The sequence below is a fragment of the Clostridium bowmanii genome (assembly GCF_018861315.1).
Classification (GTDB): domain Bacteria; phylum Bacillota; class Clostridia; order Clostridiales; family Clostridiaceae; genus Clostridium_AD; species Clostridium_AD bowmanii.
Genome location: NZ_JAHLDL010000054.1, coordinates 1 through 20,573, shown reverse-complemented (window position 1 = coordinate 20,573; position 20,573 = coordinate 1). Strand labels below are relative to the sequence as shown.

Genomic DNA, 20,573 nt, shown 5'->3' with positions numbered 1-20,573 from the left:
TACACTTTTTATTTGAAATGAATAATCTGAGACAACTGTTAAGTTGTTACTCAAGCTCATTACATACTTTTTAGTCTTACGACTAAAATTAATTCTTTATCTAAAGTAATTAACTGGTCTAACGAAATATTATTTCGTTATTTTACCTATTTCTCTGTTTAATTTTCAAAGACCAATTTGATTTGTCATCATTCGACAACTTCTACTATTCTATCAGTTTAGTTTGCTTTTGTCAACGTAATTTTAATAATTATCACAAAACTTCTTTACACAATTATTAATATATAATTACTTGTCTTCAGCAACATTTAATATCTTATCATAAAATATATATATCATATACTTTAGTTTAAAGTAATTAAAATAAAACAGGTTGAGTATTCTTTAGTTTTTAAACTTTCTCTCTATATACCTTGTATTGATACACCAGGATAGTTATTCTGCTCTCTCCTACGGTCTAATAGGTTTCTACAATAAATGATGGATTCAGTTACCGTATATATTAAGTATTAACCTTTATAGCTTAAAAATATACTATGGTAAATCATTTTATTTATGAAAAACAAAAAATATAGAGCCTCTTCTAAGGAATAACTAAGGTACTAAATAGTCATTTCTTTGAATATGCCCTATTCCATTCTTGTTTTATTATTGATACAACGCATCTTTGCTATAATAATATTACATTAATTTACTAAAAATCATTAAAAATATCACTCCTGGCACTCCTAAGAATCCTGCAATAAGTGCAGTTACAGCATTTATTGCAATAGTTATACCCACATACTCGCCTACAAAATTAACAAGTAATAAGAGTAATACACCCAAAGCTCCATTCAATACTAACTTACCTAAGATTTTTAATGGCCAAGAAAAGAGTTTTACTATAATTACCATGCCCACTATAGCAATTAAAAAATATAATACCACTTCCATATCCAAATCCCCCTATGTTAATCTAAAATATCAACCTTAATCATTATTAATAATATATTTATAATTTTTGAAAAATATTATAAATTTCTCAAAATAATTTTATATATTAATAGCATCAAGCTCCTCTATCATGTAACTCGCATCAATTGTGACACCTTTTTTTTTGGCTTCTACTAAGAAATATATGTATTTAGCTTTACATTGATCTTCTCTAAAAATTGCATAATCTATAAGTTTTGGATCATCAGCCACTGCAAAGTATTTTTTCGCTACTTCCCATTGAAGTTTAGCTTCTTCTAATTGCACAATAATATCTTTCTGCTCATCAGTATATTTTAGATTTGAGAATAATATTTGAATTATTTTTTTTCTATTCATAATAAAAAAACCTCCCATTTTATATCTTTTCTAAATTCTTGACATAAAACAGGAGTAATATTCTATATTTCTTTTCTTCCTTCCATAGCTTTAGAAAGAGTTACTTCGTCCGTATATTCTAAATCTCCACCAACCGGGATACCATGCGCAATTCTTGTAACTTTTGCACCTAATGGTTTTAATATTTTAGATATATACATAGCTGTAGCCTCTCCCTCTATGTTTGGATTAGTTGCTACTATTACTTCACTCACTTCTCCATTAATTCTTCTTATAAGTTCTCTTAATTTAATATCTTCAGGACCTCTACCTGCCATAGGCGATATTGTTCCATGAAGGACATGATAAACCCCATTAAATTCTCTTACCCTTTCCATGGTAATAATATCTTTTGGATTTTCAACTACACATATAATACTCTTATCCCTATTAGGATTAGAACAAATTGCGCAGGGGTCTGTATCTGTAAAACATCCACATACAGAACAGTATTTTAAAGTTCCTCTAGCTTTAACCAGTGCGGAAGAAAACTCTTCCACTTCTTCCCTTGGAAGGTTTAGAACAAATAATGTAAGCCTCTGAGCTGTCTTTCTCCCAATACCGGGGAGTTTAGCAAATTCTTCTATAAGTTTTTCTATTGCCACTGGATAAAAATCCACTCTAGTCACCTCATAACAATATAGCTTTTAAACTACTTTTTATTAAAACATTCCTGGCATATTTAATCCGCCAGTTAGCTTACCCATTTCACTACTTGTTTCCTCTTCTGCCTTTTTTAGTGCCTCATTACAAGCACTCATAATTAAATCCTCAAGCATTTCAACATCATCTGGATCTACTACCTCTGGTTTTATTTTCACCTCAACTAATTGTCTCTTTCCATTAGCTATTGCAGTAACTGCTCCACCACCAACAGATGCTTCAAATCTCTTATCTCCTAAGTCCTTTTGCATTTCTTCCATTTGTTGCTGAAACTTTTGCGCTTGTTTCATTAAACTATTCATATTTCCACCCATACCTGGAAATCCGCCTTTTGCCATAATACTTACCTCCTATTTATTAGTTATTGAGTTAATATTATATTTATCTCCTTCAGATTTATAACAAATAAATTTTAATTTAAGTGTTTATAATCTAAACTGATATATGTTGTTAATCCATTATACCTATTCTTTATTATTATATACTAATACCTATAATAATTTCCATTAAATAAGTAAATATTTTTTATAAATGATATTCATTTATTATAATCCTTACTCATCTAGTATTTCCACAAGATCTTCTCCAAATGTCTCTATTAGAATATCCTCTGGTGATTTACTCTCTTTTTCCTCAGCCTCTACATTATATTTTATTTTTACTGGTTCTTTTAGTGATTCAGAAAATATTTCTTCTATTATATTTCTGTTTTCCTCTTTCTCAAGCCTGATTTTATTAAAGGCATATTGTTTTTCGTAACTTAACTCTATTACGCCACCTTCACAGGACGTAATTTCTCCGGTAAGCAAAGAAGCGTATATTACCATATGTCTTCTCGCCTTAAACATGTCTAAAATATCCTTAAAAGACTTCTTAACGTTATCCACAGTTAATTTAGAATTAGAATTAAACTTTTTTACTGGTCTTATTTGTATGTTCTTCTTTTGTGCATTTTCTTTTGTTTCGTTATTTTTTCCAGATATCACAGGGGTTATACTTTCACAAGCTACAGTTATTTTTCCCTGCTTTATTATTTCTTCCAATTTGTTTATTCTAGCTAATAGCACTTCTTTTGATGTGTCATATTCTATTTTGCACATTTTAATAACTGCAAGTTCTAAATAAATTCTATTTTGCTTACTCCATTTAGCTTGCTGCTCCGCATCTTGAAGTATCTTTATGTTTCTCATGATTTCCTCTACTCTAATTTTAGATGCTTGCTGTTTTAGAATATCTATATTTTCACTAGACATATCTAAGATTTCTTCAACATTGTCACTTACTTTAGCCATGAGTAGATTTCTCATATGAGTAGTCATATCTTTTATAAATACATATATATCCTTACCGCTAAAAACTATTTCATTTATACTCTTTATTGCACCTTCAATATTTCTATCTATTATACTATTAGAAAGTATTATAAGACTTTCAGACGTCACAAGGCCCAACATATCTATAACATCACCATACTCTACCTTGCCATCGTTCATTGATATAGATTGATCTAAAATACTTAAAGCATCTCTCATTGCTCCATCAGAAACCCTTGATATTAATTTTAAACTATTATCTTCTACATAAACGCCTTGGTCCGTAGCAATTTTTCTAAGCCTTTCAACTATATCTGCACTTTTTATCCTTTTAAAGTCAAATCTTTGACATCTAGATAGTATAGTTATTGGTAATTTTTGAGGATCAGTTGTAGCTAAGATAAATATTGTATTACTTGGCGGTTCCTCTAGGGTCTTTAAGAAAGCATTAACTGCACCTATGGACAACATATGAACCTCATCTATAATGTATACTTTATATGTAGCTTCCTGAGGTGGATACTGAACATCTTCAATTATATCGCGGATATTATCTACTCCATTATGGGAAGCAGCATCTAACTCAATAACATCTATTGCTGTTCCTGAATTTATCTTCAAACACATTTCACACTCATTGCATGGCTCTCCATGATCGGAATTTGTGCAATTAACCGCTTTTGCAAGTATCTTAGCTGTTGAGGTTTTTCCCGTTCCTCTTGTACCACATAATAGATATGCATGAGCAATTCGTTTGCTACTTATTTGGTTTTTTAAGGTTATAGTAACATGCTCCTGACCTACTACATCTTGAAACGTTTTTGGTCTCCATTCTCTATATAAAGCCTTATATGCCACAAATTTCACCTCTTTTAAGTAATAACATTTATTTTAATGGCAAATACTTATAAATTAATAATTTGCATTTACCATCTTAAATAATTATATCATTTAAATCAAATTATAAGCCTATATTTATAAAAAAAAGACACCTTCATAGGCATCTTATCTTTTTATTGTAGACCGTACACCTCGCTTCGATGTATAAACTATGCGCGTTACCTATACAGTTAGCTCAAATCAGGTTGATCCACGGCACATGGAAATGTTCACTTACCGCTGCTTCCTTCCGGACCTGACGGGGTTCATGAGTTTCCATTGCGTGGGGCCCAATTCTCAACACCACTTATATAGGTCAGACCACACATTTTATAACCTAAGCGAGGAATTCACTCCTGCTGTAGCGGATTGCAGGTTACAGGGCACCGCTAACTCCCCGGCTAGTACGGAAATATAAACTGGCGGAAAGAGAGGGATTCGAACCCTCGGTAGAGTTTCCCCTACACACGCTTTCCAGGCGTGCTCCTTAAGCCACTCGGACATCTCTCCATAAAGTATAAAACATAGTATTTTGTACTTTGTATGCACAAAAGTAGTGCAACAAAGACAATTATACTATTAATAAGTAGTAATTTCAATAGTTTTTTAATTAAATGTTTTTGAAACTTATCCCAACCTCAGATATTATTCTAAGGTCTTCCTTTTATAATTAATTGCAAGGAATATAATCCATAGCGCAATTCCTGCTAAACTTATTAGTTGTGCTACCCTTATACCTACAAACATTAAACTGTCAGTTCTGAGTCCCTCTATAAAAAACCTTCCAATAGAATATAACCCTATATAGGTGAAAAACACAGTTCCCTTTTTAAATGTCTTTGTTAATAAATAAATCAGTATTAAACATACCATCACATTCCACATTGATTCATATAAAAAAGTTGGATGATAATACACTCCGTCTATTAGCATTCCCTTTTGTATGAAATTCGGAAATTTACTTATAAAAGTTTGAGTAACCGGTCCACCATGGGCCTCACTATTAAAGAAATTTCCCCATCTACCTATAGCCTGACCAATAATTATAGATGGTGCTGCCACATCAGCAAATTGCATCAGATTTTCTTTTTTATACCTTGTATATATTAATGCAGCTAGCATACCGAATATAACTCCACCATGTATAGCAAGCCCACCTTGACGAATATTAAATACTTGTATTAAGTTATCCCTATATTGATCAAATTCAAACACTACATAATATGCTCTAGCACCAATAATAGCTATAGGAAAAGCTATTAGTATAATATTTAAAAGTTCATCATAATTGACATTTTTCAACTTAGAAGTATAACTCGCTAGTATAATTCCAACCATCATTCCTGTTGCAATAAAAATACCGTACCATGCAATGGGTAATCCAAATATATTAAAAGCTATTGGATCCATAAGTACCCTCTCCTTTTATATTGTATCTTTTTTATAAAACATTAAAAATACACTCAAAAGAATCAAGTCTATTAGTTAAACTTGATTCTTTATAATCAATGTTATAAATATTGTGTCTCACTATTGTAAAAAAGTAAAGATAAATATTTAATACAAAAGAGAGAACTCTAAAATTCAAGAGTTCTACTTTTATTAAAAGATTTTATTTTATTATTTTATATTTATATTTTTTTCTATAAATTTTTCAACTTCATCTGCTGTAGGTAGATTAACAACTTGCTCTGCTAAAATTTTCATTTCACTTTGAGATATATTCCTAATAATACCTCTTGCTTTTAGAATAGATATAGGACTCATACTAAATTCATCTAGTCCCATCCCAATTAAAATAGGTATTATTTTAGGATCTCCCGCTACTTCTCCACACATACCAACCCATTTATTTTCTTTATGAGCACTTTCTATAACCAGCTTTACTAGTCTTAGTAATGCAGGATGGAATGGATTATATAAATGAGATATTTTCTCATTCATTCTGTCAACTGCAGTTGTGTATTGAATAAGGTCATTAGTTCCTATGCTAAAAAAGTCTACCTCTTTAGCTAACATATCAGAAATAATAGCCGCTGCAGGTATCTCTACCATAATTCCCACTTCTAAATTCTCATTGAATGATTTATTTTCTTTCTTCAATTCATTTTTAACATCTTCCAAAATAACCTTCCCTTGTCTTAATTCTTCAATGCTAGAAATCATAGGAAACATTATTTTAATATTTCCATAAGCACTAGCTCTAAGTATAGCTCTTAATTGAGTTTTAAATATATCTACCTTATCTAAACAAACCCTTATAGCTCTATATCCTAAAAAAGGATTCATCTCTTTAGGCAGATTTAAATAATCTAATTCCTTATCTCCACCAACATCTAGTGTTCTAATAACCACAGGTTTATTTTTCATTTTCTGCGCAACTTCTTTGTAAGCTTCGTATTGCTCTTCTTCAGTTGGTGCTGAGTCTCTATCCATATATAAAAACTCTGATCTGTATAAGCCTATGCCTTCACCATCATGACTTATAACACTATCCAAATCCTTTGGAGTTCCAATATTTGCAGATAATTCTACTTTTATACCATCCGTTGTGATACTTTCTTTTCCTATTAATAACTCTAACTGTTTCTTAGATTTATCATGTTCTGCTTTTTTCTCTTTATAAAGTTTCACTATTTTTTCTTCTGGATTAACAAACATTAAACCTTCTTCACCGTCAAAAACAATTAAATCTCCATTCTTAACTTTAGTGGTTATCTCTTTTACTGCAACTATAGCCGGGATTTCTAAAGTCCTAGCCATTATAGCAGAGTGTGAAGTTCTTCCACCAATTTCTGTTATAAATCCTAAAACCTTTTTTTTGTCTATCTGTGATGTATCTGACGGTGTTAAATCATGTGCTACTATTACAACTTCATTAGCTAAATTACCAAAATTAACTTCTTTAATATTCAACAATTTCTTCATAAGTCTTGATGTTACATCCTTAATATCTGCCGCTCTTTCTTTCATGTATTCATTATCCATAGCATCAAACATAGCTATAAACGTTTCTGATATTTCTTTTAATGCCCATTCAGCATTGACCTTATCATCTTTAATTTTTTTCTCAATTTGCTCTAACATTTCAGGATCTTCTAATATCATTAAATGAGCTTCAAATATGGTTGCTTCCTTTTCACCCATACTTTTTAATACATTATTATATATATCTTGAATTTCACTCTTACTATTATCCATAGCCGACTTGTATCTTTCAATTTCTTCTTCACAGTTTATAATACTTTTTTTCTCTATGATAATTTTCTTTTCTTCTTTTAATAATGCTTTTCCTATTACTATTCCAGGCGAAACTCCAATGCCTTTCATTAAATTACCTCCTTATAAGCGAAATTCACTCCTTGCAGCAAATTTAAATGTTTTGCTAGCCTAGGAGTGAATTTTACTTTATGCTTAATACTCTTTAAAGTCCTACAATCTCTTGCTCAATTACTATTCTTAAATCTTCTACAGCCTTTACTTCATCGTCTCCAGTTGCAATAATTTTAATCTTATCGCCTTTTGAAGCTGCCATACTTAATATGTTTATTATACTCTTTGCATTATACTCTTTACCGTCTTTGATTAAAGTTATATGTGAACTAAATTTAGATGCTTTTTTTGCAAGAATACTAGCTGGTCTTGCATGTAAACCCTGTTCATTCATCAACACAATTTCTGCTTCGTACATAGAAATATCTCCTTTTCATCTTAGATTCCGATTAAAATCAAATTATTTTTCAATGCTTTACATTTTATATTTTACTCTATTATACATTTATAAACAATGGTTAAATTTATTAATATTGTGTTGAATTATTTATTTTATTCTACTCTAATATTAATATTGTGCTTTAATATTAATATTGTGCTTTAATATTAGCATCCTCTTTAACCGAGACATCCTTTTTCAATAATAAAATCATAAGAGAAGTTACTATTGTACCAGCTACTATAGCTACTGCATATAGACCTGCATTAGTAACTGCATTAGGAATAAATAATACAAATATTCCACCATGAGGAACTGCTATAGCTGCTTTGAATAGCATTGATAGTAAACCAGTAGTTGCTGAACCCACCATTAATGAAGGTATCATTCTAATTGGATCCGCTGCAGCAAATGGTATTGCACCCTCTGTTATAAACGCAGCACCAAGTGCCCAAGCAGCTTTTGCTGCTTCTTTTTCTTCTAATGTGAATTTTCTTTTTCCTAGTATTGTTGCAAGAGCTATTCCAAGTGGAGGAGTCATTCCAGCTGCCATTACAGCTGCCATTACCATTGAAGTTTGTCCTGCAACTAGAGTTCCCACTCCAAAAGCATATGCTGCCTTATTAATTGGACCACCCATATCAGCAGCCATCATTAAACCAATAATAATTCCAAGTATAGCTGAGTTTGCACCACTTAAATTCTTTAACCAACTAGCCATTCCTACATTTATCATAGTCATAGGTTTTCCTATAACAAATATCATTACAAGTCCTACTACTAATGTCGATAATACAGGTAATATAATAACTGGCATTAACCCCGCTAAGGATTTTGGTAATTTTATTGTTTTCTTTAAAAATTGAACAGTATAACCAGCTAAGAAACCTGCTACAATTCCGCCTAAAAATCCTGCATTTAAAGATGAAGCAAGCATACCACCGACCATACCTGGTACAAGACCTGGTCTATCTGCTATAGAGAATGCTATGAACCCTGCGAGTATTGGAATCATAAGTGCAAATGCTGAACCTCCACCAATGGTCATTAAAGCTGCTGGTATTGTTCCTGGCTCTTTAAACGCTAGTATTCCGAAAGCAAAAGAAATTGCAATTAAAATACCTCCTGCTGCTACAAAAGGAATCATATAAGAAACCCCTGTCATAAGGTGCTTATAAGGACCTTTTTTCTCAACCTTTTTTGCTTCTGTATTAATAACTTTTAAATTGTTTTTATCTTCCAATTTTATATCTTTTGCTCTTTGTATAAGCCCCTTTGGATCTTTAATTGCATCTTTTACCCCAACTTCAATTATAGTCTTTCCTGCAAAACGTTCCTTTAAAACATTAGTATCAGCTGCAATTATTACCACTCTAGCTTCCCTTATATCTTTCTCTGTCAATTGATTTTCTGCCCCTACAGAACCTTGAGTTTCTACTTTAATTTCTTCACCCATTTCCTTTGCTGCCATTTCAAGAGCCTCAGCTGCCATATAAGTATGAGCTATTCCTGTTGGACATGAAGTTATTGCTACAAATTTCATAAACCCTTCCCCCTTTTATGTTTTGTATTTTCTAAAAATTTATGTTAACATATTATGTCTATTGTTCTAATAAAGTAATTATTTCCTGCGCACTCTTAGCTTGCATTAAGCTATCCCTTAATTCTTTATGCATTAATTTTCTAGAAATCTGGCTTAATATTTTTAAATGCTCATTACTTGACTCTTCTGGTACAGCTATTAAAAAGAATATATGAGCTAGTTCGTCATCCATAGACTGATAATCAATTCCCTCAGTACTTTTCCCAAATACTAATGCAGGTTCTTTAACGCCGCTACTTTTACCATGCGGAATAGCTATTCCCATACCTATTCCTGTTGAAAATTCCTTTTCTCTATCCATTACAGCCTTTATGTATATATCACTATCTAGTAATTTTCCATCTTCATCTAACATTTTTGCCATTTCTTTTATTGCGTCCTCTTTTGTTTTACTAGTAAGTTCAAGTTTAATTAGATTAACATTTAATAATTCAGTAATATCCATTGATAATCATCCTTTCGTTTTATAATTTATAGTTATTTCGTTATATAATCTATAGTTATCTCTTTTTTAAGCTTCTCTATGTCAACAAGTCTTCCTGTTTGAGTTCCTTCAGTCATTACATTAGCTGTACTTGTTGCACAGGCGAGCTTCATAGTTTCTTCAAAACTATATTTTTCTTGAATTGCTACGGCCATTGCTGCCACCATTGAATCGCCAGCTCCTACAGTACTCTTAACTTCTACCTTAAGGCCTTTTACTTTTGCAATTTTATCACTACTTATAAATATTGACCCTTCTGATCCTTGAGATATTACTACATATTTTACTCCATACTCTAATACTTTTTTAGCAATTTCAATAACTTCAGCCTGGTTATTAATACTCACACCAAAGGCTTTTTCAAGTTCTTCAACGTTTGGTTTAACCATATATGGGCCAGCCTTAATTCCTTGCATTAAGAGTTCACCCTCAGCATCTAATATAACCTTGCCGCCCTTGTTTTTTACACTTTTAATTATTTCACCATATATGGATATATCTACTCCACTTGGCACACTACCTGAAAGCACTACTAAAGAATCTTCTTTACAATGTTCCGCAATTTTCTCTTTTATATTGGTAATATCCTCTTTACTTAAACTAGGTCCACTTTCATTTACATCAGTATGTGTATTGTAGACCTTATCAAATATTTTTATATTAGTCCTAGTTTCACCTTTTAATGTTAGAAAATCATTATTAATATTTAACCTGTCTAAATAATTTTTTATTTGATTTCCACAGTCCCCACCTAGAAAACCTAAAGCCATGCTTTCATGTTTTAATTCCTTAATAACTTTAGATACATTAATACCTTTTCCACCAGCATCAACTCTTGTAGACGAAATTCTATTAACACAGTCTATTTTAAATTCATCTATTTCTATTGTTTTATCTAAGGCTGGGTTTAGAGTCACTGTTATTATCATTTTTTCACCCCTTGTTTTGCTTTTATAATTTTCACGTCTTTTTCTTTAAACTTTTCTAATAATTCATCGTCTAATTGATTATCTGTAATAATTAAATCAATAATATCTAGGTCAACTATTTTAGCAAATGAAACTTTGTTAAATTTAGTATGGTCACATACTACTATAATTTTCCTGGCTATTTTTATCATTTCTCTTTTTGTGTTTGCTTCAATAATATTTGGAGTAGTTAACCCATTAATAATACATACACCATTGGTACCTATAAAAGCTTTATCTACCCTAAAGTTTTTAAATGTACTATCTGCTACTGGTCCCACAAGTGCTCTGGTTTCCCATCTCAATGTGCCCCCCGTAACAATAACCTCTACATTCTGTCTTTTAGCAAGTTCAAAGGCTATGTCTACTGAATTTGTTAACACCGTAATGTTTTTAGCTTTTATAAACCTTGCAATATTAAGAGTAGTTGTCCCTGCATCTAGCACTATCGTGTCCCCATCCACTATCATGGATGCGGCAAGCTTTCCTACAGATTCTTTCTCGTCATAAAACTTATCTATCTTTTCTGAAAATGTGGGTTCAAATTTAGTATTATCGTTTAATACCGCTCCGCCATGTACCCTTTTTATAAGTTCTGACTCTTCTAATTCTTGAAGATCACGACGTATAGTAACTTCCGACACTTCATAAGTCTTAGATAATTCACACACTTTTACTTTTCCATTTCTATTTAAACTATCTAGTATTTCTGATTTTCTTTCCTCTGCAAACATAATTTTCAAACTTCCTTTTATTATATTTAGAATTGCGATGTTCGTTTTGGTATGTTTTAGTTTCATTTGCTTTCGCTTATGTTCATTTTAGTATATTATGATATCGTTGTCAATAATAAAAAAACGTTTTTTATGTTAATTTCAACTTTTATTTTATAATTATGTAATGTTATAAAATAAATTTATCAAAAAACACAAAAACGAAACCTTTTGGCTTCGTTTTTATTATATTAATTCCATTTAAAATATATAATTGTTTACCTATTACCTCCCATTTAATACAAATTATACTATTCATTTTTTAAATAGCTTTTTAAAAGTTCCTCTATCTTAGGAGTACATCTATGCCCCTTACATCCACCGGAACCAGCTCCTGTAGCCTTTTGGACTTCCTCTACCGTCCTTGCTCCATTTTGAATAGCCTTTTTTATTGTAGACCTTGGTATAGCCTTACATAGACATACTTTTGTAAGTTTATCCATTATCTCATTATTTATATTTCCATCCATAATATTTTTCTCCTTTCTCCTTATCTTTTATCTTTAAAAAAATCAGTCAATAAATTACCACATTCCTCGTTATATAACCAATTTATCTCCGTCCAATGATTTAATGCTTCATTTTGAATAAGATTTATAACTGAACCACAAGCTCCTATACTAGGATCAAAAATACCTATATATAATTTGTTTATCCTAGACTGTAATATAGCCCCTGCACACATAGGACATGGTTCTAATGTTACATACATATCACACCCAGTTAATCTCCAGCTGCCCAATAGCGCGCAAGCTTTTTTTATAGCTAAAATTTCTGCATGAGCGGTAGCATCTTGAAGCGTTTCTCTGAGGTTATGAGCTCTCGCAATTATTTTATTGTCCTTTACTATAATTGCACCTACAGGGACTTCATGTAATAATAATGATCTTTTTGCTTCTTTTAATGATTCATGCATAAAATCTTTTCTCATGTTAATCCCTTTATCCTTTTAATGATTATTCTTTAATAATTATTATACTTTTTAGCTCTCAGACTTTCAATACATTTATTTGAGAATTTATATCTATACTTATTAAATTACCATTGTTTTTTATAAGTAAATATAATTTCCAAAGAAATAAAAGGAACTAGCAAAATATTACTTTGCTAGTTCCTTGGTGCACACGAGAGGAGTCGAACCTCCGGCCTTCCCCTTAGGAGGGGGACGCTCTATCCTACTGAGCTACGGGTGCATATTTAATTGTACCCTAATATATTATTACACTTTTATAAGTATGTCAACCTATAACTAAATTAAACATAAATATATAAGAATTATCAACACAAAATATTAATTGCAAGATAAATTGCTTTTTTCTGATAAATAAATTATTTATTGCATGTTTTTTTATGAGTTTTTATGCTAAACTATCAATAAATAAGATTTCATTATGGGGTGATTAAATGAAAAAAGTACATATAATAGAGACCGTTCTTAGAGATGCCAACCAATCTTTGATTGCTACAAGATTAAAATTCGAAGATTTCGCTCCTATACTTCCTGCTTTAGATAATGCAGGTTATCATTCATTAGAATGTTGGGGTGGTGCTACTTTTGATTCCTGTTTAAGATATTTAAATGAAGATCCTTGGGAAAGACTCCAAAAAATAAAAAGTATGGCTAAAAAAACTCCACTACAAATGCTTCTTCGTGGTCAAAACATATTAGGTTATAAACATTATCCTGATGACGTAGTAAGAAAATTCATTAAAATGTCTGTATACCATGGCATAGATATAATAAGAATATTTGATGCTCTAAATGATTTCACAAATATAAAAGTTGCTATGGATGAAACTAAAAAACAAGGAGCACATGCACAGGGCGCTATAGTTTATACTGTAAGCCCAATTCATGATGTTAATAATTATACAAAACTAGCTAAACAACTTGAAGAAATGGGCGCAGATTCTATATGCATTAAGGATATGGCCGGTCTTATTATGCCAAGTATTGCTTATGATGTAGTTAAGGGAATAGTTGAAACAGTAAAAATACCTGTATACCTTCATTCTCATTGTACAAACGGACTTGCTGAAATGTCTTATTATAAAGCAATAGAAGCTGGTGCTACTGGTATTGATTGTGCTATATCATCTTTCTCTAGCGGAACTTCTCAGCCACCTACAGAAACTATGCATCAGGCATTAACCACCGCTGGATATGATACTGGACTAGATATTACAAAACTTACGAACATAAACGATTTTTTCAAACCTATAAAAAAAGAAGTTTTAGCTTCTGGGTTATTAGATCCAATAGTTTTAACTCCCAGTCCTGAGGGTTTAACTAATCAAGTCCCTGGTGGTATGCTTTCTAACATGATTTCACAACTTAAAGAACAAAACTCTATTGATAAATTAGATGCTGTTTTAGCAGAAGTACCCAGGGTAAGAGAAGATTTAGGCTTCCCGCCACTAGTAACTCCCATGAGTCAAATGGTTGGTACTCAAGCTACAATGAATGTTTTAACTGGCGTGCGATATAAAATGATATTAAAAGAAGTTAAAGCCTACTTCCGAGGTGAATATGGCACATCACCTGGACCAATTAATGCAACTCTTCTTAAAAAAGCCTTAGGTAACGAAAAACCTATTGTTGGAAGATATGCGGATACCTTAGCACCAGCTTTTGAAAGTGCAAAGGAGTATTTAAAGGATTTAACTAATAGTGATGAGGATATTTTATCTTATTTAGCATTTCCTCAAATTGCTGAAGAATTTATTAAAAACAAAAAACAAAAACCTTCTGTGGATCAAATAAGAATAGAAACTAAGAGTCAGCCTATATAATTTAAAAATAAAGCCCTCAATTTTTAATTGAGGGCTTTATTTTTAAATTGAAGATGTTGATTTATTATTAGTATTTTTATACATAGAATAGTATATAATGTAGATTATATACTATTCTATGGAGGTGTTTTAATTGAATAATGATATTAAAAATTTTTTTCTAGCAGGGCTTGGATCTGCAGCTTACACTTATGATAAAGCTACAAATCTAATTGATGATTTTGTACAAAAGGGTAAACTAACCTTAGAAGAGGGCAAAAACTTATCTGAAGAACTAAAAAGAACTGTGAAAGTAAAAAAAGATGTAGATATCTCTTCTGCAAAAGGGAAAGATCCACTGACAAAAGAAGATATGATTTTAATCTTAAAGGAAATGAACTTTGCAACCAAAGAGGATATTGAAAAACTAAATAAAAGGTTAGCAAATTTAGAAGTGACCCTTCCATAAATTAATATTGTAATACAAATAAAAGTCCTACTATTAACTCTAGGGCTTTTCAATTTAAGAGAGGTATGAAATGCGACGAAAATCTGTTAATCGATTTAGAGAAATTGTTAAAGTTCTTGGCTCCTATGGTTTTGGATATATTGTAGACTCTAAGTTTAATAAACAAAATAAACTTCCTGAAAATTTAAGAAAAGCCTTTGAAGAGCTTGGTCCTACTTTTATAAAAATAGGACAAATACTTAGTACAAGGCCAGATTTGTTATCCCCAGAATATATATCTGAGCTATCAAAACTTCAAGATGATGTTGCCCCAGAAAATATTGAAACAATAAACAAAGTATTTTTTGATGAGTTTGCAATATCCACAACTGATTGTTTTGAAAAATTTAACGAAAAACCACTAGCCTCTGCATCTATTTCACAAGTACATAAAGCTATATTAAAAGACGGTAGAGAGGTTGTAGTAAAAATACAAAGACCAGATATTGCAGAAAAAATGAAACTGGATATCTCTATACTAGTTCGCATTATAAAACTTACAAAGGCAAGATTTTCTGATGCCTTAATCGACCCAGAAGAAGCCTTACATGAAATTCTATTAATTACAGAGCTTGAACTTGATTTCAATAATGAAGCTAAAAATATAAATACTTTTAAAGATTTAAACAAAGATGTTGCATTCTTATATGTACCTTATGTGGTTGAGGATTTATGTAGCACTAAGGTTTTAACTATGGAAAGAGTCTATGGTTTTAAAGTAGATGATCTAAAAAAACTACTTATCGGTCATTATGACCTTGATGATTTAGGTAAAAAACTAGCTTTGTCTTACTTAAAACAAGTTCTAGAAGATGGTTTTTTCCATGGCGATCCACATCCTGGAAATATATTTATCTGCGAAGGTAAAATTTGTTTTATAGATTTTGGAATTATGGGAAGTCTTTCAAATTCTATAAAATCTACACTAAACGATATGATCTCAGCCGTTGCTTTTAATGACATAAATAAAATGATTTCTGCTCTTTTAGCTATAGGAATAAAAAAAGGATATGTAGATAAAAACAAACTATATGAGGATATAGATTATCTTCTTGCAAACTATCTTTCGATTTCTTTAAACAATATTCAAGTTTCAGTTATGCTCTCTGAAATTTTCGATATAGCAAAACGAAACAATATACGTCTACCACGAGACTTAACACTGTTAATAAGAGGTCTTGTTATTTTAGAAGGAGTAATTGCAAGTATTGCTCCAGATATAAAAATCATAGATATAGCTATTCCTTATGTAAAATCTAACAATAAATTTTCCTTGTTAAGTCATTTGGACTTTGACACTTTACTTATCCGTTCCTATGCATTTGTAAAAGACTCCTTTAGACTTCCCTCAAAAATTATGGAGCTATCTGACAGTTTGATTAGTGGGAGAGCTAAACTACAACTCGAGCATAAAAACTTAAATACACCTATAAGTGAAATAAATAAAGGTATAAACAGACTAGTTTTTGCTCTTATTATTTCCTCTATGATCATAGGTTCTTCTACACTTTTAAACTCTAATATAGGTCCTAAAATATATAGCATATCAATTATTGGTATAACTGGTTTTGTAACCGCAGCATTTATGGGCTTTTGGTTATTAATCTCTATAATAAGATCTGGTAAACTATAAGAATTTACTACTATAAACTTTAAAAACGAGGTATTTTATGATTAAGTATTACAATAGAAAAGAGAATAAATATGAAATTGAAAGGGTCGCAGGAGAAAAGTATTTGAATTGGTCTTACTGCTCTCCCGTTGGGAAAGGACTAGTTGAGCTACTACTTAAGAAAAAACTTTTTTCAAAATTATATGGTTATTACTGTGATACAAAAATAAGTTCTAGAAAAATCAAGGTTTTTATTGATGATTTGCATATTGATATGTCTAAATATGATAGGACTTATGATGAATACTCTTCTTTCAATGAATTCTTTATAAGAACTTTAAATTCAAAAGCCAGGCTAATACCTGAAAATAATAATGCTCTAATTTCACCTTGTGACGGAAAAATTTCTGCCTACCAAGATATTAATTTAAATGATTTAGTTCAAATAAAAGGATTTACTTATTCACTTAAAGAACTCCTCCAAGATAATGAAATATACAAGCTATACCAGGGTGGCACTTGCTTGATTTTTAGATTATGCCCCACGGATTATCATAGGTTTCATTTTGTTGATGACGGAGCATGTGATGATACAACTAAAATTAATGGTCATTATTATTCTGTAAATCCCATAGCCTTAAAAAGTGTAAAAAAACTTTTTTGTCAAAATAAAAGAGAATGGAGTGTATTTCACTCAGATAATTTTGATGATATTATATATATAGAAGTTGGTGCTACTTGCGTAGGCTCAATTATTCAAAATTATAATCCAAACTCCAAAATTAAAAAAGGAGAGGAAAAAGGATATTTCAAATTTGGCGGGTCCACTGTAATCCTATTTTTAAAAAAAGATGCTGCAAAAATTAATGATGATATACTCGCCCAAACACAATTAGGTTTTGAAACCTCTGTAATCATGGGCGAAGAAATAGGACTGAAATAATCTTTCAGTCCTATTTTCTATTATATCTTAAATTTCGATGTTATGTCTTTTAATTTTTCTGCACTAATTTTATTTCCACTAGTAGTACTTTTTATTTCTTCCATTTTATTTACTATATCTATACTCTTATCTGAAATTTTAAATATACCTTCTGATCCTTCATTAACCGTGCCTGCAACCTGATCTATTGCAATCGCAATTCCATTTATTGATGAATTTAATTGTTTTGCCGTCTCATCAAATTCACTCATAAACTTATTGAAATTCTCTGCATCATCCATGTATTCTTTTCCCGTACCCATAATAATCTCATAATTTAGAGAAACTTCTTCATCCATAAAATCTAACATTCTAGTAGAACTACTAGATAAGTTTTTTACAGAAGTATTTACATCTTTAACCACATTTTGAATGTTAGCTGCTGTAGCTCCAGATTGCTCTGCCAGCTTTCTCACCTCATCTGCTACTACCGCAAACCCTCTTCCTGCTTCTCCAGCTCTTGCAGCTTCTATAGCAGCATTTAGCGCTAATAAATTGGTTTGGCTAGTTATGTGCAGTATGGAAGTTGCCAGGCCATGTATTTCCTCAACTGCTTTTGAATCCTCTATTGCAACTTCTAACTGTTTCTTTATATCATTATAAAGCATATCGGTATCTTCCTTAGACCCTGTAGTAGAAACAGTAATTCCCATTGCTTTTTTGACAATTTCTTGGGCTATATTAATTCCATCTGAAGCTTTCTTGGCTATAATATTAACTATGTTTTTCATTTCTCCCGATGATGCAGAAATTTCCTGCGCTGTGGCTGCGGTCTCTTCCATTCCAGCTGATAAATTTTCAGTCTCAAAAGAACTTTCTTCAGCTTTAACTTTTAATATATCTGTAAGGTCTTCAACCGTAAGCGCATTGCTTGTGATATTATCTGAAGCTTCAATTAAATCTAGTACAACATCTTTTAATGTCTTTCTCATATTAACTATAGCTCTAGATATAGTTCCAATTTCATCATTAGTTCTAATTAAGTCGTCTATATCCTTGTCATCACTTAAATCCAATTTAGAAGTTTTATCTACAAGTAATGTTACCTTTGTCAATGGACTCACTATTATCCTAGATACACCTACACCAATTAATATAGATAGTATACCTATAATTGTTGCTATTAATAAAATTCTCTGTGTCATATCATTAACTGGTTGTCTAATCTCATTTATATCTCCAGTGATAACCAATGTCCAGTTTGTAACTGGAACAACTCCATAAGCTGAGAAATTTTCAATTCCATCAAATGCATACTCAGTAGTGCCAGCTTGGACCTTTTGTCCCTTTGAAACCTTGTCAACTAATGCCTTTATTGATGTAATTCCAACATCCTTTCCTATCTTTTCACTATTTTTATGATATAATATTTTACCTTTTTCATCAATTAAATACGCATAGCTTGATTTACTATTAGACACACTTACATCTTTCATATACTTTGAAAAGCTCTCTGCATATACAGATACTGCTACGTAACCTACTGCTTGACCGTATTTATCTTCAGTTACAACTGGACTAGTAAACACCACAACCGCCTTTCCTGTTAAGTCAGATTTCATAGTTTCACTTATGGCTAACCCACCACTTGAACTAATTGAATGGTAAGTTTGGTCTGATACATTTTTTCCTATAGATGTTTTATCACTATCTGATAATATGTTTCCATTTATATCAACTAAAAAAACTCTTTCAACATCTTTATTATTAGATATATAGGTCTCAAACTTATCATTATTTTCACTTACTGCGGTTTTATATCGTCCCAATGAAACTACATCAGGCTTATCCTTAAGTCCCATTACTTCCATTATTTGTTTGGTATTACATATACCTTGTACCTGTGCCTGCTGTTTTTCTATCATAACATCGATGGTTTCTATTGCCCCCTTATTAACGGACATCATTTCCGCTCTACTTTGATCAAATATTATGGTAGATGATTTTATATAAGTAAAAATAGAAGTTGTCACCATGGATATAATTATTAGTGTTCCAATAAGAATTGGTATTTTCTTTCTAATGGAAATACCTTTTTTATTATTTTTTATAATTTCAAACAACTTTAGTCCTTTTTTTTGTTTCTTTTCAATATTTTTGCTTTCATGTTTCTTTATAAACTTCCAATGTTTAATTCCCATAAAGTCCCCCCTAATTCATGTTCAGCAGCAATTATAAAATATATCATAGTGTTTTGAATAATCAAAAATACTTTTTTATATATTTTAACATAAAACCTGTAATTTGTAATTACATAACATTATTTATTTTGCTAGTATGTTTTAATATTATACATATTATATTATTTTTCTCTTATTGTAACACGTATTACATTATATTCAATTTATTGTTTCTTTAAACACAAAAAAGCCACGAAACTGTGTTGTTAAGTATGTATTCACTTATACTTTATATCAAAATGGGTAAACTATATAATACACTTGACATTTTTACTGTAATTCTTTTATTGGGAGGTAAATTATTAATGAAAAATAATAAATTAGGAAAAGCAAAAAATTCAATTAATCAATTAGATGCTAACAAAAGCAGTAGTGGAGTTTCAAATACTGAAATGGCTATTATGTATAATATATCCAATATGACTAGTAGTAATACTGATTCTAATCTAGAACAAGTAAAAATTAAAAAATAACTAAACCCAGTAACCGCTGTGTTTACTAGGTTTATTCTTTGAGTTTATTCTTTGAGTTTATTAATTGTCCTATAAGTTTAAGAATTCTCTCATAGTATTACTTATTCCACTTGCCATAGTTTCATTTTCCATTTCACAAAATATTCTTAGTAGTGGTTCTGTGCCAGAGAATCTTGCTAAAATACACCTTTACACCATCGCTTCCTCGATAGTGTAAACACTATCTTTGTTTTATTTATTTAAATCCTTGTATTTGCAAGGCTTCAAGCTACCTTTATAACAAAAAAACAATGACCCC

General features: G+C 30.9%; 20 protein-coding genes, 2 tRNA genes and 1 other RNA gene. 5 read left to right on the top strand and 18 right to left on the bottom strand.

All coding sequences use genetic code 11. The annotated features are described in order from the left end of the window. Window positions 1-681: 681 nt before the first annotated feature. The 17 genes from KPL51_RS21755 to KPL51_RS21675 form a co-directional block, all read right to left on the bottom strand. Window positions 682-936, bottom strand: a complete 255-nt coding sequence (locus tag KPL51_RS21755; protein WP_216166313.1) for a pro-sigmaK processing inhibitor BofA family protein — start codon at window positions 934-936, stop codon at window positions 682-684. A gap of 99 nt (window positions 937-1,035) precedes the next feature. Further along, the gene (locus KPL51_RS21750; protein WP_216166311.1) at window positions 1,036-1,314 is read right to left on the bottom strand and encodes a DUF2508 family protein; all 279 of its coding nucleotides are present in this window, start codon (window positions 1,312-1,314) and stop codon (window positions 1,036-1,038) included. 62 nt (window positions 1,315-1,376) lie between these two features. Further along, window positions 1,377-1,973, bottom strand: coding sequence for a recombination mediator RecR (recR, locus tag KPL51_RS21745; protein ID WP_216166309.1), 597 nt, complete (start codon window positions 1,971-1,973; stop codon window positions 1,377-1,379). Between the two features lie 42 nt (window positions 1,974-2,015). Continuing rightward, on the bottom strand, window positions 2,016-2,354 hold the full coding sequence (locus KPL51_RS21740; protein ID WP_216166307.1) for a YbaB/EbfC family nucleoid-associated protein: 339 nt from the start codon (window positions 2,352-2,354) through the stop codon (window positions 2,016-2,018). Window positions 2,355-2,570: 216 nt separating this feature from the next. Beyond that, window positions 2,571-4,187 (bottom strand): DNA polymerase III subunit gamma/tau, encoded by a 1,617-nt coding sequence (dnaX, locus tag KPL51_RS21735; RefSeq protein ID WP_216166305.1) that lies wholly within the window; start codon window positions 4,185-4,187, stop codon window positions 2,571-2,573. 165 nt (window positions 4,188-4,352) lie between these two features. Beyond that, an RNA gene (gene ffs / locus KPL51_RS21730) (signal recognition particle sRNA large type) lies at window positions 4,353-4,618 on the bottom strand. 10 nt (window positions 4,619-4,628) lie between these two features. Beyond that, window positions 4,629-4,718 (bottom strand) — tRNA-Ser (locus KPL51_RS21725). Between the two features lie 135 nt (window positions 4,719-4,853). Next, entirely contained in the window at window positions 4,854-5,618 is a 765-nt protein-coding gene (gene lgt / locus KPL51_RS21720; RefSeq protein ID WP_216166302.1) for a prolipoprotein diacylglyceryl transferase, read from the bottom strand. Between the two features lie 210 nt (window positions 5,619-5,828). Further along, window positions 5,829-7,538, bottom strand: coding sequence for a phosphoenolpyruvate--protein phosphotransferase (ptsP, locus tag KPL51_RS21715; protein ID WP_216166300.1), 1,710 nt, complete (start codon window positions 7,536-7,538; stop codon window positions 5,829-5,831). Between the two features lie 94 nt (window positions 7,539-7,632). Continuing rightward, the gene (locus tag KPL51_RS21710) at window positions 7,633-7,899 is read right to left on the bottom strand and encodes an HPr family phosphocarrier protein (protein ID WP_216166298.1); all 267 of its coding nucleotides are present in this window, start codon (window positions 7,897-7,899) and stop codon (window positions 7,633-7,635) included. A 169-nt stretch (window positions 7,900-8,068) separates the two neighbouring features. Beyond that, window positions 8,069-9,463: a PTS fructose transporter subunit IIC gene (locus KPL51_RS21705; RefSeq protein WP_216166295.1), complete on the bottom strand. Its 1,395-nt coding sequence runs from the start codon at window positions 9,461-9,463 to the stop codon at window positions 8,069-8,071. Between the two features lie 58 nt (window positions 9,464-9,521). Next, window positions 9,522-9,968: a PTS sugar transporter subunit IIA gene (locus KPL51_RS21700; protein WP_216166293.1), complete on the bottom strand. Its 447-nt coding sequence runs from the start codon at window positions 9,966-9,968 to the stop codon at window positions 9,522-9,524. Between the two features lie 32 nt (window positions 9,969-10,000). Next, the gene (pfkB, locus tag KPL51_RS21695; RefSeq protein WP_216166291.1) at window positions 10,001-10,936 is read right to left on the bottom strand and encodes a 1-phosphofructokinase; all 936 of its coding nucleotides are present in this window, start codon (window positions 10,934-10,936) and stop codon (window positions 10,001-10,003) included. Then, window positions 10,933-11,709 (bottom strand): DeoR/GlpR family DNA-binding transcription regulator, encoded by a 777-nt coding sequence (locus KPL51_RS21690; protein WP_216166288.1) that lies wholly within the window; start codon window positions 11,707-11,709, stop codon window positions 10,933-10,935. Before KPL51_RS21690 ends, pfkB begins: the two co-directional genes overlap by 4 nt. A gap of 290 nt (window positions 11,710-11,999) precedes the next feature. Continuing rightward, window positions 12,000-12,218, bottom strand: coding sequence for a (2Fe-2S)-binding protein (locus tag KPL51_RS21685; protein ID WP_216166286.1), 219 nt, complete (start codon window positions 12,216-12,218; stop codon window positions 12,000-12,002). Between the two features lie 20 nt (window positions 12,219-12,238). Beyond that, complete coding sequence (locus KPL51_RS21680) at window positions 12,239-12,679, bottom strand: nucleoside deaminase (RefSeq protein ID WP_216166284.1); 441 nt, start codon at window positions 12,677-12,679, stop codon at window positions 12,239-12,241. A 185-nt stretch (window positions 12,680-12,864) separates the two neighbouring features. Next, window positions 12,865-12,941 (bottom strand) — tRNA-Arg (locus KPL51_RS21675). A gap of 211 nt (window positions 12,942-13,152) precedes the next feature. Here KPL51_RS21675 and KPL51_RS21670 point away from each other — a divergent pair. The 4 genes from KPL51_RS21670 to KPL51_RS21655 all read left to right on the top strand — a co-directional run bounded on the left by KPL51_RS21670 (window position 13,153) and on the right by KPL51_RS21655 (window position 17,583). Continuing rightward, a complete protein-coding gene (locus KPL51_RS21670) occupies window positions 13,153-14,541 on the top strand; it encodes a pyruvate carboxylase subunit B (RefSeq protein ID WP_216166282.1) in 1,389 nt (462 codons plus the stop codon). 133 nt (window positions 14,542-14,674) lie between these two features. Continuing rightward, window positions 14,675-14,989, top strand: a complete 315-nt coding sequence (locus KPL51_RS21665) for a phasin family protein (RefSeq protein WP_216166280.1) — start codon at window positions 14,675-14,677, stop codon at window positions 14,987-14,989. Between the two features lie 70 nt (window positions 14,990-15,059). After that, window positions 15,060-16,661, top strand: a complete 1,602-nt coding sequence (locus KPL51_RS21660; protein ID WP_216166278.1) for an ABC1 kinase family protein — start codon at window positions 15,060-15,062, stop codon at window positions 16,659-16,661. A gap of 37 nt (window positions 16,662-16,698) precedes the next feature. Continuing rightward, complete coding sequence (locus tag KPL51_RS21655) at window positions 16,699-17,583, top strand: phosphatidylserine decarboxylase (RefSeq protein ID WP_216166276.1); 885 nt, start codon at window positions 16,699-16,701, stop codon at window positions 17,581-17,583. Window positions 17,584-17,603: 20 nt separating this feature from the next. On the opposite strand, the gene KPL51_RS21650 is transcribed toward KPL51_RS21655, so the two are convergent. Further along, a complete protein-coding gene (locus KPL51_RS21650; protein ID WP_216166274.1) occupies window positions 17,604-19,763 on the bottom strand; it encodes a methyl-accepting chemotaxis protein in 2,160 nt (719 codons plus the stop codon). 344 nt (window positions 19,764-20,107) lie between these two features. On the opposite strand from KPL51_RS21650, the gene KPL51_RS21645 reads away from it, so the two are divergent. After that, window positions 20,108-20,275, top strand: a complete 168-nt coding sequence (locus KPL51_RS21645; protein ID WP_216166272.1) for a hypothetical protein — start codon at window positions 20,108-20,110, stop codon at window positions 20,273-20,275. The last annotated feature ends 298 nt before the right edge of the window (window positions 20,276-20,573 follow it).